This window comes from Curtobacterium poinsettiae (genome assembly GCF_047226435.1).
GTDB classification, from domain to species: Bacteria; Actinomycetota; Actinomycetes; order Actinomycetales; family Microbacteriaceae; genus Curtobacterium; species Curtobacterium poinsettiae.
The window spans coordinates 1,733,453-1,748,765 of the sequence record NZ_CP178434.1; the positions used below are offsets into that span (position 1 = coordinate 1,733,453).

Here is a 15,313-nt window from a genome sequence, read left to right on the forward strand (position 1 = left end):
CTGATGCCGAGCCCCGGCGGCGGAACCGGCCCGAGCGACCGTGCCCTGACCGGCGCGCAGAAGGTCGCGCTCATCCTCATGCAGATGGAGACCGAGCGCGCGAGCGCGGTGATGAAGCAGTTCACCGAGATGGAGGCCGAGGAGATCTCCGCCGAGATCGTCCGGATGCGCCGCCTCGAGGACACCGTCGTCGACCAGACCATGAGCGAGTTCCACCGCCTCACGATGAGCGGCCGCACGCAGAAGCGCGGCGGCAAGGAGACCGCCCTCGGGCTGCTCGAGGCGTCGTTCGGCGCCGAGCGGGCCGCCGGCGTGATGGACCGTCTGGCCTCGAACCTCGCCGGGCAGTCGTTCGACTTCCTCGACGACGCCGAACCCGGCCAGGTCGTCACCCTGCTCGAGGGCGAGCTGCCGCAGACCATCGCCCTCGTGCTGGCGCACCTGGGCCCGGGGCAGGCCAGCGCCGTGCTCGCCGGCGTCGACGAGCGTGTCCGCACCGACGTCGCCCAGGCGTTCGCCACCATGGGCAGCGCGACGCCCGAGGCCGTCGGCATCGTGGCCGGGGTGCTGCGCCAGCGTGCGGGTGCGGTCGTCTCGCCGCGCGAGAGCGTCGAGGTCGTCGGCGGCATCGCACCCCTGGTCGACATCATCAACCGCTCTGACGTCGCGACCGAGAAGGCCGTGCTCGAGGGACTCGAAGCCCGTGACCCGGAGCTCGCCGAGGACATCCGCTCCCGCATGCTCACCTTCGAGGACATCGTGAAGCTCGAGTCCCGCGACATCCAGCAGGTGCTGCGCGGCATCGACTCCAAGATCCTCGCGACCGCCATGAAGGGCGCCGCCGGGCCGGTCGTCGAGACCATCCGCGCGAACGTGTCCGAGCGCAACCGCGAACTGCTCGACGACGAGCTGCAGGCCATGGGCCCGGTGCGGGTCTCGCAGGTCGAGGAAGCGCGTGCCGAGGTCGTCCGTTCCGTGCGGGAGCTCGAGGCCCAGGGCATCGTCACCGTGCACCGCGCCGAGGAGGACGAGCTCGTTGACTGACACCGTCGTGCACCGCGTCGCCTTCCCGGCGATCACCGCCACCGCCGGACGCGACCGCGCGTCGAGCGCCGACGTCCGCGGGCACGCGGCCGGCTACACCGCCGGGCTGCGTGCTGCGCAGGCCGAGACCGAGGCCCTGCGCGCCCGGCTCGACGCCGAGCACGCCGCCCGGGTCACCGCGTCGCAGGCCGACACGGCACGCCGGATCACGGTCCTCGACGCCGCCACGAACGCCCTGCTGTCCACGGTCGCACCCGTCCTGGCGGACGCCGAGGCGTCGGTCGCGAGCGCGGCAGTCGACCTGGCCGAGGCGATCGTCGGCAACGTGGTCCGCGCCTCCAGGCCCGCACACGACGCGACCGTCCTCGACGGTCCGGACGGACCGGGCAGTCGGGAGGCCCGGATCACCTCCGGCGCCGAGGCCACCGTCCGGCGGGCGCTCGCGTCCGTCGACCGCACGGTCCCGGTGGTCGTCCGGCTCAGCCCGGCGGACGCTGCGCGCGTCGCCGGACTCGACCTGCCGGTCCCGGTGATGGCGGACGGCACCCTGCTCGACGGCGACGCCGTCGTCGATCTGCCGGACGGCATCCTCGACGCGCGCATCGCGACGGCGCTCGACCGCGCACGCACCGCGCTCGGAGTCGACGCGACGGGAGCCGACCGGTGACCGCCACCCTGCTCCGCCCGCGCGGCCTCGACGAGGCGCTGCTGCGCGCCGCACCCCAGCGGGTGGGCGTCGTGACGAGCGCCGTCGGCCTGGGGCTGACGATCGCCGGGCTCGACGCCCGCATCGGCGACGTCGTCACGGTGGGCGCCGAGGACGGCGAACAGACCGCGGTCGAGGTCGTCGCCACGGATGCCTCGGGCATCCGTTGCATGCCGCTCGGCCGTCTGATCGGGGTCACCGCCGGCACACCGGCGCGTCCGACCGGCCGTCCGGTGCTCGTGCCGACCGGTTCCGGACTGTTCGGCCGGGTGCTCGACGGGCTCGGCCGGCCGATCGACGACCGCGGCCCGCTCGAAGGCCCCGGGGGCGAACCAGTCACCTGGGTCCCGCTCGACCACGACACCCCGAGCGCGATGGCCCGGACCCGCATCGACACCCCCATGCAGCTCGGCGTGCGGGTCCTCGACACCCTGACCACCGTCGGCCGTGGGCAGCGCATGGGCCTGTTCGCCGGGTCCGGCGTGGGCAAGTCCTCGCTGCTCTCGATGATCGCGCGGGGCAGCGACGCGGCCGTCAACGTCATCGCCCTGGTGGGGGAGCGCGGGCGCGAGGTCCGCGAGTTCCTGGAGGACGACCTGGGACCCGAGGGGCTGGCGCGTTCGATCGTCGTCGTGTCGACCTCGGACGAACCCGCGCTCATGCGCCTGCGTGCCGCGTTCGTGGCCACCCGCATCGCGGAGTCGTTCCGCGACGCCGGCCAGGACGTCGTGCTCATGATGGACTCGCTCACCCGCGTCGCCATGGCGCAGCGCGAGATCGGCCTGTCGGTGGGGGAACCGCCGGCCACCCGGGGCTACCCGCCGTCGACGTTCTCGGTGCTCGCCGGCCTGCTCGAGCGCGCCGGGACCGACCGCGTCGGCAGCATCACCGGCATGTACACCGTGCTGGTCGACGGCGACGACCACAACGAGCCGATCGCGGACGCCGCCCGCAGCATCCTGGACGGTCACGTCGTGCTCGACCGCAAGCTCGCGATCACCGGGCACTTCCCGTCGGTCGACGCCCTCGGCTCGGTCTCCCGTGTCGCCTCGAAGGTCACCCGACCCGAGCAGCGAGCCGCGGCCACCGTGCTGCGGAAGGTGATGGCCGCGCGCGCCGGTGCCCAGGACCTGCTCGACGTCGGCGCCTACCAGCGCGGATCGAACCCCCTGGTGGACGCCGCGGTCGACCACCAGGGATCGATCGACGCCTTCCTGCGCCAGGGCATGGACGAGCGTGCCACCGCAGATGCGTCCTGGCAGCGCCTCGGCGGCCTCGTGCAGCAGCTGGGGGTGTCGTGATGGCCCGCCGTTTCCCGCTCGCCGGGCTCCTGCGCCTGTGGCACACCCAGCAGGACCGTGCCGCCGCCACGCTCGCCACCGCGAACGAGCGTGTGCGTGACGCGGCCGACGCCCGGATCGCCGCACGCCGGAGCCTCGCCGACAGCGAGGACGCCCAACCGATCCAGGACGCCGCCACCCTGAGCGCCGTCGCCGCAGCACGTGCCGCGACGCGCGGGATGCTCGAGGAGCTCGACGCCGTCGTGCAGAACCGCCGCGCGGACGCCGACCGGGCGCAGCAGGACTACACCGCCGCCCGCCGTGCCGCCGTCGGACTCGAGAAGCTCGAGGGCAAGCACACCGAGCAGCAGGCGGCCGAGGAACTCCGGACCGAACAGAACGCCCTCGACGAGATCGCGGCACGACGCCGCACGGAAGGTGGTGCCCGATGAGTGTCGAAGCGGTGCTCTCCCGGATCTCGGAGATCCGGTCCCAAATCGACACGCTGCGCGGCGGGACGGCCACGGCTGCCCCGAGCGCCTCCGCCGCCAGCGGTGCCGCGGGGTCCGCGGCCTTCGCGGACGCCCTCGCCACCGCCGACGGCACGACCGGCGCCGCGACCGCTGCCGGTGCGACGGCCTCGGCCACCCCGACGGCCACCCGTGCCCCCGCGACCTCGGTCGACGCCGGGGCCGGCACCCTCGCCACCGGCAGCGGTGCCACCGGGGCTGACGTCGTGGCCGACGCGAAGAAGTACCTCGGCGTGCCGTACGTGTTCGGCGGGGAGACGACCGCGGGCATGGACTGCTCGGGCCTGGTGCAGACGGTCTTCAAGGACCTCGGGGTCACGATGCCCCGGGTTGTGCCGGACCAGGCGAAGATGGGCGTCGAGGTCGGCTCCCTCAAGGACGCCCAGCCCGGGGACCTGATCATCCCGAAGGGCGAGGGCCACGTCGTCATCTACGTCGGCGACGGCAAGGTGCTGCACGCGCCGCGCCCCGGCAAGGACGTCCGGATCGTCGACAACTGGTACTCCGACGGCGACATCGCGACCATCCGGCGGATCGTCCCCGCGCAGGCGGCCCCGGCGGCCGTCACCCCGCCGAGCGCCTCGGCTGCGCGTTCCGCGACCGACCTGCAGACCGCCGCGCTGCTGTCCATGATGCAGTCCGGGAGCGCCGCATGAGCCTGACCATCGCCACCCAGTCGTCCGTGCCCACCGCACCGAGCCCCACCCGGGGTGCGCCGTCCGACTCAGCTGCTGCCGGGTCCTTCGGGGCGGCACTGACCGCCGCCTCCGCGACCGAGCGGCGCGCCGACGACGGCGCTGCCGAGCGGGACGACACCGACGGTCGCACGGCGGACGGTTCGGCCGCGACGCCGAGCACCGCTGTCACGCCGTCCGCGTCGACCTCGACCTCGGCGTCGGACCAGTCGGTGCCGGCGACCGATCCCACGTCCGTCGACGCGCAGTCGCTGCTCGCCGTCGGGCTCACGGCCACGCCAGCCGCGCCAGCCGCTCCGGCTGCCGTCGCCACGAGCACGACGGCGGGCCAGGCCGCCGTCCGCACGGGGGAGCCGTCCGTGGCGGGCCCGCACGCAACCGACGGGACCGCTGCGATCCCGACGACCACACCGAAGCGGATGCCGGTGCCGGCCGCGGACACGGCGTCACAGACCTCGTCCGCCCCGACGCCGACGAGCGGAACCGCTTCCGTCGCCCCGCAGCAGGCACCGGCGACGGTGCCGGCCGTGCCCGCGGTGACGGCGACCGCTCCGTCGGCGCCCGCTGTGCCGCCGAGGGGCACCGCGTCGCCGGCAGCTGCCTCCGAGGTCGTTCCGGGCACCGCCCCCGCGCCGACCGCGGTCGGCGGCGCCTCCGTCGCTGTCCCGGCGGCGGCGATCCCGGCCGCGGCACCGACGCGGACCGACGAAGCGACCTCCACCGGCACCCCGGCCCCGCTGCCGGCCGTCGCAGCGGGTGCCGCCCCGGCAGCCGGCACCGGCTCCCGAGCCGGCCACGGGACCCAGCAGCAGGCGTCGACGCCGGGCGATCCGGGCCTCCCGGCCGTCGTCCCCAGCCGCGGTGGCGAGACCCCGTTCGTCATGTCGACGACGCCGACCGCCGCGCCCGCCGCGGCGACCGCGCCGGCCCCGGCGCCGCTCGCCCAGCAGCTGGCGCGACCGGTGTTCACGCTCGCACAGGCCGGCCCCGGCGAGCACGTCGTCACCGTGCAGGTCGTGCCGGACAGCCTCGGCCCGGTCACGGTGCGCGCGCACGTCACCGCGCACGGCATGCACGTCGAGCTGTTCGCCGCGTCGGACGCCGGCCGCGAGGCCGTCCGCCAGGTCCTGCCGGACCTGCGACGCGACGCCGGCGGCACCGGTGTGAGCACCACGCTCGACCTGTCGTCGCAGAACCAGCCGCAGGACGCGCCGGGTCGCGACGAGCGCCCGGCCGCACGTGTGCTGCCTGGCGACCCCGGACTGGAGGCGCGGGTCACCGCGCGCACGCAGCCCGCCACCCACACGCCCTCCATCCGCACCGCGGGACTCGACGTCCTCGCCTGATCCGGCTCACGAACAGGAACGCACCATGCCCATCGACGGCATCACCGGCAGCGTGGACCCGACCGCGCAGGCCGCGGCCCTCGCCGCGAACTCCACCGCACAGAAGTCCCAGACGATGGACTCCGAGGTCTTCATGAAGCTGCTCGTCACGCAGCTGCGCAACCAGGACCCGTCGTCGCCGATGGACACCAACCAGATGATCGGCCAGCAGACGCAGCTCGCGATGATGGAGCAGATCACCAACCAGACCACGACGGGGAACGAGAACTTCTCGCTCCAGATGCGCATCGCCGCGGCGAACCTCGTCGGCAAGCAGGTCAGTTACACCGACGCCGACTCGGGCAAATCCGTCACCGGGACCGCCTCGGCCGTGTCGTACGCGAAGAGCGTGCCCACGGTCACCGTGAACGGGAAGGAGGTCGCTCTCGACGTGATCTCCGGCATCACCACCACCGCTCCGGCGTCCTGACGCCCGCTGCTCCGTTCTTCGCTCTTCCTCGTTCTCCCTCGATCTCCCTGCCTCTCCGAAAGGACGCACCATGCTCCGCTCGCTCTACTCCGGGATCTCCGGCCTCCGCTCCCACCAGCAGATGCTCGACGTCACCGGCAACAACATCGCCAACGTCAACACCGTCGGCTTCAAGTCGTCGACCACCGTGTTCCAGGACACCCTGTCGCAGATGACCCAGGGTGCCGGCGGACCGCAGACCGGCATCGGCGGCACGAACCCGGCCCAGATCGGCCTGGGCGTGCAGGTCGCCGGGGTCTCCACGAACTTCTCGCAGGGCTCGGCGCAGGCCACCGGCAAGGCCACCGACCTGATGATCTCGGGCGACGGGTTCTTCGTCACCCGCCTGGGCAACGACACCGTCTACACCCGCGCCGGGGCGTTCGACTTCGACGCGAACGGCCGCCTGGTCACCGCCGACGGCAAGATCGTGCAGGGCTACCCGGCCACGAACGGCGTCGTCAACGAGAACGGGCAGCTGTCCGACATCACGCTGCCGCTCGAAGCAGCAGCCCCGGCGGTCCGCACCACCGCCGCCACCGTCGCGGGCAACCTGCCGTCCGAGACCGCCGTCGGCCAGACCATCACGCGCGAGGCCACCGTGTACGACGCCTCCGGTGCCAAGCACACGATGTCGCTCGCCTACACGCGCACCGCCGGCGGCTGGGACGTCACCGGGCGCAACGGACAGGGCACCACGGCGACCACCTCGCTGACCTTCGGCACCGACGGCAAGCTGACCGCCGGCGGGACCCTCGCCGTCGGCGGCATCCGGGTCGACATGGGTGACCTGACCGGGTTCGCCTCGCTCAACACTGCGGCGATCGGCTCGCAGAACGGCCGCGAGGCCGGGGCGCTGCAGGGCTACTCGATCTCGAAGGACGGCACCGTGACCGGCACGTTCTCGAACGGTGCGTCGCTCGCGCTCGGCCGCATCGCGCTGGCCACCTTCGCCAACCCCGCCGGCCTGGAGAAGACCGGGGCGTCGGGCTACCGCGCGACCGCGAACTCGGGCGGTGCGACGGTCGGGGGCCCCGGTTCGGCCGGCGTCGGTTCGCTCGCGGCGGGGACGCTCGAGATGTCGAACGTCGACCTGTCGCAGGAGTTCACGAACCTGATCGTGGCGCAGCGTGGGTTCCAGGCGAACGCCCGCATCATCACGACCTCGGACGAGGTGCTGCAGGAGCTCACGAACCTCAAGCGCTAGGCGCTAGGCGCGGGGTCGCGGGCGCGGGCTTCGCTCGCGTCGCGAGCGGTTGGTGAGCAGGAACGGTCGGGTGCTGAAGGGGGACTCGACCGTTCCTGCTCACCATCGTTCGTGGTGCAGGGAGTTCGGCGCCGGTTCGTGACGAAACGCTGCGTCGTGACGTCTCATCGGTGCGATGCACGAGAACCACGACACCGACCACCGACCCGACCACCGCTGCTGCAGCGTCTTCGACCGCTGGCGCTGCGACCGACCGAGCGGCCACGACGGCGTGCACGAGTCGCGTGCTCCCGGCGGACGCACGAGCTGGAACGACGGGCTGACCGGGCGGCGGCTCGGGGACGTCTGAGCTCGCGCGATGTCCGAGGGCGAGACGTGTCGTCCGGACTTGTGGCGGTCTGGGCGCGGCCCGATGTATGGTCAGCGCATGCTGACCATTGCCCCGCGGCTCGATGTCCTGAACCGGCTCGGACGGGCACTGTCCGACCCGACCCGAGCGCGGATCCTGCTCCGACTGCTCGACGACCCCGGCTACCCGGCGCGGCTGTCCGAGGAACTCGAGCTGACCCGGACCAACGTGTCGAACCACCTGGCGTGCCTGCGCGGCTGCGGGATCGTCGTCGCCGTGCCCGAGGGACGGCGGACCCGCTACGAGATCGCGGACGGCAACATCACCCGCGCGCTCGAGTCTCTGGTCGACGTGGTGCTGGCAGTCGACGGCGATGGTGACGGTGACGGCTGCGCCGTGGACGTCGGCTGCGGGGCCGAGCGGTGACCGCCGCCGTGGTTTCGCTCACGCCGGTCCGTGCTGGCGTCCTCCGGCGACGGATCCGCTGGATCGTCGCGGCGACCATCGCCTACAACGTGCTCGAGGCCGTCGTGGCGATCGCCGCCGGTTCGGTGGCGTCGTCCACCGCGCTGATCGGCTTCGGGCTCGACTCGATCGTCGAGGTCCTGTCGGCAGCGGCCGTCGCGTGGCAGTTCGCCGCGCGGGACCCGGAGGCGCGGGAGCGGACGGCGCTCCGGGTGATCGCGGTCTCGTTCTTCGGGCTCGCTGCCGTGGTCAGCCTCGACGCCGTCCTGACGTTCACGGGTGTCCGCTCACCGGAGCACAGCCCGGTCGGCATCGTCCTCGCCGCGGTGAGCCTGGCGGTCATGCCGTTCCTGAGCCTGGTCGAACGGCGGACCGGACGTGAGCTCGGTTCGGCCTCCGCGATCGCCGACTCGAAGCAGACGCTGATCTGCAGTTACCTGTCGGCGGCGGTGCTGCTCGGCCTGCTGGCGAACACGCTGTTCGGCTGGTGGTGGGCCGATCCGCTCGCCGGCCTCGTCGTGGTCGGGTTCGCCGTGCGTGAGGGGCTCGAAGCCTGGCGCGGCGACGCGTGCAAGCAGCCCGTCGTCGCGCTGACGGGGGAGCGTGCAGCTGTCGGTTGCGAGTGCTGCTGAGCGGTGTCTGGCAGCAGCAGCCGGTTCAGTCGGTGTCGGTTCCGGCTTCGCTGACGTGACTGACCGCGTCGCCGACGATGTGGGCGATGTGCTCGTCGTGGAGCGAGTAGACGGCGTTCCGCCCGATGCGCTCGACCTGCACGATGCCTGCGAGCCGCAGCGTGCGCAGGTGCTGGGAGACGAGCGGCTGCGAGAGCTCGGTCGCGTCGGCGAGCGAGCCGACGTCGGACGGTCCGGCGATCAACGCGGAGAGGATCCGCAGTCGCGCCGGCGAGGAGAGCGCCTTGAAGAGGTCCGCCGCTGCTTCGATCCCGTCTGACATGGACTCATGTAAGCGCACGCGCATACGTGCATGCAACACGACGGCCCCGGCGCGGTGCGTCGGGGCCGTCGTGCAGGTCCGTTGATCGGTGCTGATCACGGGCCTGCGCTGATCAGGAGATCAGTGCTCGTCGTAGTGGTCGCCGTGCTGGGCGTGCTTGTGGCCGTCGTGGACGAAGTCCACGTGGTCCTCGTGCTGGACCGTCTCGTGGCCGCAGCCGTCCTGGTGGGTGTGCTCGGCGACGGTGTGCTCTGCGCTGTTCTCGTGCTCGGCCATGGTGACCTCCTGCTGATCGACGGTTGGGATGCCCTCAGCGTAGGTCACGCATGCAGAAGTTGCAATACATTTATAGATGAGAACGGATGTCAGTTCCGGGGGATCCGGTGCACGGTCCGCTCGACCACCTCCGATACCCAGTGTGACGGTCGGTCGATCCCGTCGGGCAGCATCGTGGCGGTGTCACCGCCTGCCGCGTTCACCTGCGCCTGCGTGAGGAACAGCGCGGTGGACAGATCCGCTCCGTCGAGCCGGGCGTCCCGCAGATCGACCCCGAGCAAGTCGACGCCGGACAGGTCCACGCCGCGCAGGTCCGCCCCGATCGCGGTGGCACCCCGCAGGTCGGCGCCGGCCATCGGCCGGCCCCGCAGATCACGACCGGCGAGGTCGGCCCCCGGTCGCAGCAGTCCGGCCCGTGAATCGTCCTGGCCGGCGCGGTACCTGGCCCGGACCTCGCCGCTCACCTCGACCAGGACGTCCCGGACGCGTTCGTGCAGCGGCTCGACGTCGAGCGCCAGGAGCGTCGGGCGACCTGCGACGAGCACGCGCCGGATCTCCCGCGTCAGGAGCCCGGCGTCCTCCGCCGAGTCGGGCGTGACCGCACGGTCCTGCGCCTCGGCGAGGTGCCAGAGCATCTCGTGCAGCAGGCGGACGATCGGGAACACCCGGAACATCTCCGCGCGGGAGTCAGGGTGGTCACGCCAACTGACCCCGTCGTAGAGGGTCTGCGACACGTACTGGCCCGCACCGGAGCAGTCGAAGACGGTGCACCCCCGGAACCCCCGCGGCCGGAGCGTCTGGTGGATGGTGCAGGAGAAGTCGTCAGCGAGGTTCCCGCACGGGGTGCCGGCGGGCTTGTCGATCGGGAAGTCGGCGGAACGCTGGAACCCGAAGGCGGTGCAGCAGAGCGCGAAGCAGTTGCCGCAGTCCGCGCGCAGGGCGGACCGGTCGGTGGTCGTCATGGAGTGGTCTTCCTCTGGTGGTCTGGATGGTGTGCCGGGTGTGGGGGAGCTCCTGATGGAGTTCCCCGTCCGGGCGCACGAGACCACCCCCGCGCGTCGGCGGGGCGAACCGGTGGTGCTGGGCGACCAGTGGGTCACCGAGAGAGACGGAGGATCACTGTGGCCAGGCTAGCGTTCCCGCTGCGACGGGAACCGGAAACGGGCGTCCCTGGTGAGCACAACAGACCGGGTACGCCCGCTTCGACCAGGTGTGCCCGGGGGCGCCCTACGACGACGCGGGCGGTGACGCCACCGACTCGATGCCGTCCAACCGCGCCTCCTCCGCGTCGTACCCGGCGCGCACCTGCCGCAGCACCAGGTCGTCGATCTCGTCGGCGTCGCGCAGGCGCAGCAGGGTCTTCGCCTTGTGCTGCACCAGTGCGAGCTCGAGGGCGACCGCGTTGTCGTGCCGCTGGAGTGCGGGGTGGTCGTCGTCGTCCCCCTCGCGGGCCTCGATCACGTCGAGGTGGGCCTCGTAGTCCTTCCGCAGACGAGCGACCGTCGCACGGTCGGCGCCTGTCGACCGTGCGAGGCGGGGGAGTGCGTCGAGGGCCTCCTCGATCGCGGTGCGTTCGGCGTAGCGACGTTCGTCGCTGACGGACTCGTCCTCGGGCAGCGCGGCGCGGCGCAGGACGGCCGGCAGCACCAGGGCCTGCCCGACGATCGTGACGATGACCACCCCGGCGGTGACGAAGACGATGAGGTCGCGCTCGGGGAAGCCCCCGCCGGACTCGAGGGTGCGCGGCACGGCCACGGCCATGGCGAGCGACACGGCGCCGCGGAACCCGGCGAAGCCGCTGACCAGCCGGTCACGGTGTCCCTCACGGGGTTCTCCGCCGGTGCGTCGGGTGACGAGCCAGATCGTCCCACCCGCAGCGTTCAGGAACGCGAAGCGCACGATCACCAGCAGCACCGCGACCGCGAAGACGATCCCCGTCCCGCGCAGCAGGTCCGCGGGGTCGAGCGCGCGTGCCGCGACCATCGCCTCGATGCCGACCAGGACGAACAGTGCCCCGTTGAGCAGGAAGGTCAGGAACGACCAGAAGGCCCGGACCTGCTGCCGGGTCTCGGCGCGGTCGAGCTTCGGCCCGACCTGGCTGACGACGATGCCCGCTGCGACGACGGCCAGCACGCCGGAGGCGCCGATCGCCTCGGCGGCCAGGAAGGCCGCGAACGGCACGAGCAGGGTGACGAGGTTCTCGAGCACGACGGTGTCGACCCGGCGCAGCACCATCGTGCCGATCCAGGCGGCGGCGAGCCCGGCGGCGACCCCGCCGACGTACGACAGCGCGAGCATGCCAGAAACACCCCAGAACGTGAGCTCCTGCGTGCCGACGGTGACGGCCACCGCGATGCCGTAGACCACCAGCGTCGTGCCGTCGTTCACCAGGCTCTCGGCGCGGAGCACCGTGACGTTCCGGCGCGGCAGCATCTTGGTGAGCACGCCGACCGCGGTCGCGTCGGTCGGCGCGACCGCGGCGCCGAGCACCCATGCGGGGCCCCAGGGCATGCCGAGCAGGTGCAGCAGGGTGGCGACGGCACCGGCGGTGACCACGACGAGCAGGGTGCCCATCAGGACGATGCCGCGCAGGTTCTTCCGGATCTCGCGGAGCGACGTCGTCAGGCTCTCCCAGTACAGCAGCGCCGGCAGGAACAGCAGCAGGACCGCCTCGGCAGGGAGCTCGACGTCCGCGAACTCGGGGACGAGCCCCAGCAGCGCGCCGAAGACCAGGAGCAGCACGGGCGGCGCGATCCGGATCCGGTCGGCGACCGCCGCCGTCAGCGCGATGGCGAGGCCGAGCACGACCACCAGTTCCGGTCCCAGCACGTGCACTCCGATCGTCGTCCGACCCGCAAGTCAACGCCGATCCACGGTGGATCCTTCCAGAACAGCCGAACGACGCGCCGCACCGCTGCGCGGTACCGATCGCACCGGGACGGGACGGGACGACGCGCTCAGAGCCAGCCGCGTCCGCGTCAGACCGTCCGCGGCCGACGCACCACCCGTCGCCACCACGCGCGCCACGGCAGGCTGCTCACCAGCGCGGACCCGATCACGACGGTCCCGAACCACCCGACGACCACGCCCGGGATCGGCACGAGCAGGCTCGCCCAGAGCAGGACCGACAGCACCCCGAGGACGTACGCCGCCCCGGCCTTCAGGTACCGCAACCGCTTCAGCCCCGCGGCCTGGTCGACCCGCGACGTCAGGCGGGCCAGGAACACCGCGCCGACCCCGATCGCCCCGACCGCCACGGCGGCCTGCTCGAGCGCCCCGAGCCCGTCCGACCCGAGCGGCCCGGACCCCGACAGGCTGTACACGCCGTCGAGGATCTCGAAGAGCATGAACACCACGAGCCCCCGCTCGAACACGACGGTCGACGCGTACAGGTGGATCCGCCAGGCACCGCGGCCGATCCCGATCGACTCCGTGTCCGACGGGCCACCCCCGGACCCGGGGCGCAGCGCCCACGCCGCGGTCCACTTCGACACGAGGTACGCGGCGATCCCGGCAGCCCCGCCGATCGCGACCGGCAACAGCACACCGGGCGCCCACCCGGCACGCGACCCGACGAGGACGGACGTGACGACGACCCCCGTCGTGGCGGTGACCAGCGACCAGACGCGCGGTCGCGCGACGGAGGCGAGTCGCGCCTCCAGGCTGCCCAGCCACGACCTGCGGGACGCGCGGTCGGTGTTGAACAGGTACTCGGCGAAGACCTGCCAGATGAACGCGGCGCCGAAGGCGGCCAGGGCGGGACGCACCTCGGCCAGGTGCGCGGAGAACGAGCCGGGCGCGAAGACGGCCTCCTCGACGGAGCTCGCCGGGTCGGTCGCGTCACCGACCGCGACGGCGGCCGGCGGCAGCAGCAGCCGCATCGCGAGCACGCCCGCGACGATCCCGAGGGACAGGAACAGGCGGCGGGCGGGGGAGTGCAGGCGTCCGGCGATGCCGGCCATCGGCACGGACGAGTCCGCAGCCATCGCGATCTCGAGGAACGCGAGGGCGACGAAGGCGAGCGCGGCGGCGGGGCCGAGCACGAGCCAGGCCGCCGCGGCGGCCGCGACGGTGATGAGCAGGGGGACGGTCAGGAGCGATCTCGTGGCCATCTGCCCATCCAGCCCGTCCGGGCTGGGCGGCACATGGAGCGTTCCTGGGCATCGGCCTGGAGGCCCGTGGGGACCCCGTCAGACGGGTGACGGCCCGTCCCCACTTGCGGGGACGGGTCGTCAGGTCGCGCTCGCAGAACACCGGTGTTCGCGTGCCGAACCGCGGTCTGCGCGTGTTCGACCGGCGAACACCGGTGTCTTGCGGGGGCCCGCGTCAGTCGTGGAACGTCTCGATGGACGCGCCGAGCGAGTTGAGGCGCTCCTGCAGCTGCTCGTAGCCACGGGCGATGATGCCCACGTTGCGCAGGACGCTCTCACCCTTGGCCGCGAGCATCGCCAGCAGGATCACGACGGCGGGCCGCAGTGCCGGCGGGCAGCTGATCTCGGCGCCGGAGAAGTGCGTCGGACCGGTCACGTCGAGGCGGTGCGGGTCACGCAGGGTGACGCTGGCGCCCAGGCGGGTGAGGTCGAGCAGGTGGATCGCCCGGCCCTCGTACACCCAGTCGTGCACGAGCGTGGTGCCCTCGGCCATGGCAGCGATCACGACGAAGAAGGGCAGGTTGTCGATGTTCAGGCCCGGGAACGGCATCGCGTGGATCTTGTCGATCGGCGCGTGCAGTTCGGACGGGTGGACCGTGATGTCGACGAGGCGGGTGCGACCGTTGGCGGCGGGGTACTCGTCGGTGACGTCGAAGCGCAGGCCCATCTCGGCCAGGGTCGCGAGCTCGATCTCGAGGAACTCGATCGGCGCCCGGGTCACGGTGAGGGTCGAGGCGGTGACGATGCCGGCGGTCAGCAGGCTCATGGCCTCGACCGGGTCCTCGCTCGGCCAGTAGTCCACGACCTCGTCGATGCGGCTCTTGCCCGCGATGCGGAGCGTGGTGGTGCCGATGCCGTCGATCTGCACCCCGAGCAGCTCGAGGAAGAAGCAGAGGTCCTGCACCATGTAGTTGGGGCTGGCGTTCCGGATGACGGTCTCACCGTCGCGGGCGGCGGCGGCGAGGATCGCGTTCTCGGTCACGGTGTCGCCGCGCTCGGTCAGCACGACCGACTTGGTGGGGACGGCCTGGTTGGCGACGTCGACCTCGTACCAGCCGGACGTCGCTTCGACGTCGACGCCGAACGGACGCAGCGCGATGAGGTGCGGCTCGACCGTGCGGGTGCCGAGGTCACAACCGCCGGCGTAGGGCAGGCGGAAGGACTCGAACCGGCCGCTGAGCGGGCCGAGGAACATGAGCACGCTGCGGGTGCGACGGGCGGCGTCGGCGTCGATCGCGTCGAGGCGCAGGTCCTCGGGGGCGACGATCTCGAGGGTCTCACCGTCCTCGGACCACGTGACGCTCGCGCCGAGGCTGCGGAGCACGTCGATGATGCGGTCGACCTCGACGATCCGGGCGACCTTGTGCAGACGGGTCACGCCGCGGTTCAGCAGCGAGGCGCAGAGCAGTGCCACGGCGGCGTTCTTGCTCGAGTTCACCGCGATGGAGCCACTGAGCTTCCGGCCGCCCTGCACCCGAAGGTGGGCACGCTGCGGAGCGCCGCCGATCGAGACGATCTGCTGGTCGAGGGCGTCGCTGATGCGGGTGAGCATCTCGAGGGACAGGTTCTGCCCACCCTGCTCGATGCGGTTGATCGCGCTCTGGCTGGTGCCGACGCGTTCGGCGAGCTGGGCCTGCGTCATGCTGCGGCCCTTGCGGGCGCCCCGGATCAGGGCGCCGACCTCACGGAGGGGTGCTGCGGTCGCCGGAGATGCCGGCGAGACGACGGTGGTGGTGTCGGTCATGTGCGCCACGCTAACACGCTCATGAGATAAACCAGTGGAAGATCGGCACCCTTTGCGC

Annotated in this window: 17 protein-coding genes; 11 read left to right on the forward strand and 6 right to left on the reverse strand. The window is 72.4% G+C overall.

The window, feature by feature from the left end:
* Positions 1 to 3: 3 nt before the first annotated feature.
* From fliG to ACL00U_RS08270, 11 genes are all read left to right on the forward strand, one after another.
* Positions 4 to 1,044, forward strand: a complete 1,041-nt coding sequence (fliG, locus tag ACL00U_RS08220) for a flagellar motor switch protein FliG (protein WP_042537259.1) — start codon at positions 4 to 6, stop codon at positions 1,042 to 1,044.
* The gene (locus ACL00U_RS08225; RefSeq protein WP_412874049.1) at positions 1,037 to 1,711 is read left to right on the forward strand and encodes a hypothetical protein; all 675 of its coding nucleotides are present in this window, start codon (positions 1,037 to 1,039) and stop codon (positions 1,709 to 1,711) included. The genes fliG and ACL00U_RS08225 overlap by 8 nt, the downstream gene beginning before the upstream one ends.
* Positions 1,708 to 3,051, forward strand: a complete 1,344-nt coding sequence (locus tag ACL00U_RS08230; protein WP_017886141.1) for a FliI/YscN family ATPase — start codon at positions 1,708 to 1,710, stop codon at positions 3,049 to 3,051. The genes ACL00U_RS08225 and ACL00U_RS08230 overlap by 4 nt, the downstream gene beginning before the upstream one ends.
* Positions 3,051 to 3,482 (forward strand): flagellar FliJ family protein, encoded by a 432-nt coding sequence (locus ACL00U_RS08235; protein ID WP_412874050.1) that lies wholly within the window; start codon positions 3,051 to 3,053, stop codon positions 3,480 to 3,482. The genes ACL00U_RS08230 and ACL00U_RS08235 overlap by 1 nt, the downstream gene beginning before the upstream one ends.
* Positions 3,479 to 4,216, forward strand: a complete 738-nt coding sequence (locus ACL00U_RS08240; RefSeq protein WP_214532400.1) for a C40 family peptidase — start codon at positions 3,479 to 3,481, stop codon at positions 4,214 to 4,216. Before ACL00U_RS08235 ends, ACL00U_RS08240 begins: the two co-directional genes overlap by 4 nt.
* Positions 4,213 to 5,601, forward strand: a complete 1,389-nt coding sequence (locus ACL00U_RS08245) for a flagellar hook-length control protein FliK (protein ID WP_412874051.1) — start codon at positions 4,213 to 4,215, stop codon at positions 5,599 to 5,601. The genes ACL00U_RS08240 and ACL00U_RS08245 overlap by 4 nt, the downstream gene beginning before the upstream one ends.
* Before the next feature lie 25 nt (positions 5,602 to 5,626).
* The gene (locus ACL00U_RS08250; protein ID WP_017887466.1) at positions 5,627 to 6,070 is read left to right on the forward strand and encodes a flagellar hook assembly protein FlgD; all 444 of its coding nucleotides are present in this window, start codon (positions 5,627 to 5,629) and stop codon (positions 6,068 to 6,070) included.
* Between the two features lie 70 nt (positions 6,071 to 6,140).
* A complete protein-coding gene (locus ACL00U_RS08255) occupies positions 6,141 to 7,316 on the forward strand; it encodes a flagellar hook protein FlgE (RefSeq protein ID WP_017887465.1) in 1,176 nt (391 codons plus the stop codon).
* 175 nt (positions 7,317 to 7,491) lie between these two features.
* On the forward strand, positions 7,492 to 7,665 hold the full coding sequence (locus tag ACL00U_RS08260) for a hypothetical protein (RefSeq protein WP_156155264.1): 174 nt from the start codon (positions 7,492 to 7,494) through the stop codon (positions 7,663 to 7,665).
* Between the two features lie 78 nt (positions 7,666 to 7,743).
* Positions 7,744 to 8,091 carry a Cd(II)/Pb(II)-sensing metalloregulatory transcriptional regulator CmtR gene (gene cmtR, locus ACL00U_RS08265; protein WP_042537088.1) on the forward strand — a complete coding sequence of 116 codons (348 nt, stop codon included), beginning with the start codon at positions 7,744 to 7,746 and terminating at the stop codon, positions 8,089 to 8,091.
* A complete protein-coding gene (locus ACL00U_RS08270) occupies positions 8,088 to 8,762 on the forward strand; it encodes a cation transporter (RefSeq protein WP_159556352.1) in 675 nt (224 codons plus the stop codon). The genes cmtR and ACL00U_RS08270 overlap by 4 nt, the downstream gene beginning before the upstream one ends.
* Positions 8,763 to 8,787: 25 nt before the next feature.
* Here ACL00U_RS08270 and ACL00U_RS08275 read toward each other — a convergent pair whose 3' ends face one another.
* The 6 genes from ACL00U_RS08275 to ACL00U_RS08300 all read right to left on the reverse strand — a co-directional run bounded on the left by ACL00U_RS08275 (position 8,788) and on the right by ACL00U_RS08300 (position 15,255).
* Entirely contained in the window at positions 8,788 to 9,084 is a 297-nt protein-coding gene (locus tag ACL00U_RS08275; protein WP_017887461.1) for an ArsR/SmtB family transcription factor, read from the reverse strand.
* A 120-nt stretch (positions 9,085 to 9,204) separates the two neighbouring features.
* On the reverse strand, positions 9,205 to 9,360 hold the full coding sequence (locus ACL00U_RS08280; RefSeq protein WP_017887460.1) for a hypothetical protein: 156 nt from the start codon (positions 9,358 to 9,360) through the stop codon (positions 9,205 to 9,207).
* An 89-nt stretch (positions 9,361 to 9,449) separates the two neighbouring features.
* Positions 9,450 to 10,322 carry a pentapeptide repeat-containing protein gene (locus tag ACL00U_RS08285; RefSeq protein WP_159556350.1) on the reverse strand — a complete coding sequence of 291 codons (873 nt, stop codon included), beginning with the start codon at positions 10,320 to 10,322 and terminating at the stop codon, positions 9,450 to 9,452.
* Between the two features lie 265 nt (positions 10,323 to 10,587).
* Positions 10,588 to 12,189, reverse strand: coding sequence for a Na+/H+ antiporter (locus ACL00U_RS08290; protein WP_031259878.1), 1,602 nt, complete (start codon positions 12,187 to 12,189; stop codon positions 10,588 to 10,590).
* Between the two features lie 149 nt (positions 12,190 to 12,338).
* The gene (locus ACL00U_RS08295) at positions 12,339 to 13,472 is read right to left on the reverse strand and encodes a DUF475 domain-containing protein (RefSeq protein ID WP_214518936.1); all 1,134 of its coding nucleotides are present in this window, start codon (positions 13,470 to 13,472) and stop codon (positions 12,339 to 12,341) included.
* Positions 13,473 to 13,686: 214 nt separating this feature from the next.
* On the reverse strand, positions 13,687 to 15,255 hold the full coding sequence (locus tag ACL00U_RS08300; RefSeq protein ID WP_262159857.1) for a helix-turn-helix domain-containing protein: 1,569 nt from the start codon (positions 15,253 to 15,255) through the stop codon (positions 13,687 to 13,689).
* Between the last annotated feature and the right edge of the window lie 58 nt (positions 15,256 to 15,313).

Coding starts and splice junctions, on each gene's coding strand:
- ACL00U_RS08235 (WP_412874050.1), top strand. CDS start 3,051: ATGGCCCGCCGTTTCCCGCTCGCCGGGCTCCTGCGCCTGTGGCACACC.
- ACL00U_RS08280 (WP_017887460.1), bottom strand. CDS start 9,360: ATGGCCGAGCACGAGAACAGCGCAGAGCACACCGTCGCCGAGCACACC.
- ACL00U_RS08250 (WP_017887466.1), top strand. CDS start 5,627: ATGCCCATCGACGGCATCACCGGCAGCGTGGACCCGACCGCGCAGGCC.
- cmtR (WP_042537088.1), top strand. CDS start 7,744: ATGCTGACCATTGCCCCGCGGCTCGATGTCCTGAACCGGCTCGGACGG.
- ACL00U_RS08295 (WP_214518936.1), bottom strand. CDS start 13,472: ATGGCCACGAGATCGCTCCTGACCGTCCCCCTGCTCATCACCGTCGCG.
- fliG (WP_042537259.1), top strand. CDS start 4: ATGCCGAGCCCCGGCGGCGGAACCGGCCCGAGCGACCGTGCCCTGACC.
- ACL00U_RS08260 (WP_156155264.1), top strand. CDS start 7,492: ATGCACGAGAACCACGACACCGACCACCGACCCGACCACCGCTGCTGC.
- ACL00U_RS08285 (WP_159556350.1), bottom strand. CDS start 10,322: ATGACGACCACCGACCGGTCCGCCCTGCGCGCGGACTGCGGCAACTGC.
- ACL00U_RS08240 (WP_214532400.1), top strand. CDS start 3,479: ATGAGTGTCGAAGCGGTGCTCTCCCGGATCTCGGAGATCCGGTCCCAA.
- ACL00U_RS08255 (WP_017887465.1), top strand. CDS start 6,141: ATGCTCCGCTCGCTCTACTCCGGGATCTCCGGCCTCCGCTCCCACCAG.
- ACL00U_RS08245 (WP_412874051.1), top strand. CDS start 4,213: ATGAGCCTGACCATCGCCACCCAGTCGTCCGTGCCCACCGCACCGAGC.
- ACL00U_RS08275 (WP_017887461.1), bottom strand. CDS start 9,084: ATGTCAGACGGGATCGAAGCAGCGGCGGACCTCTTCAAGGCGCTCTCC.
- ACL00U_RS08300 (WP_262159857.1), bottom strand. CDS start 15,255: ATGACCGACACCACCACCGTCGTCTCGCCGGCATCTCCGGCGACCGCA.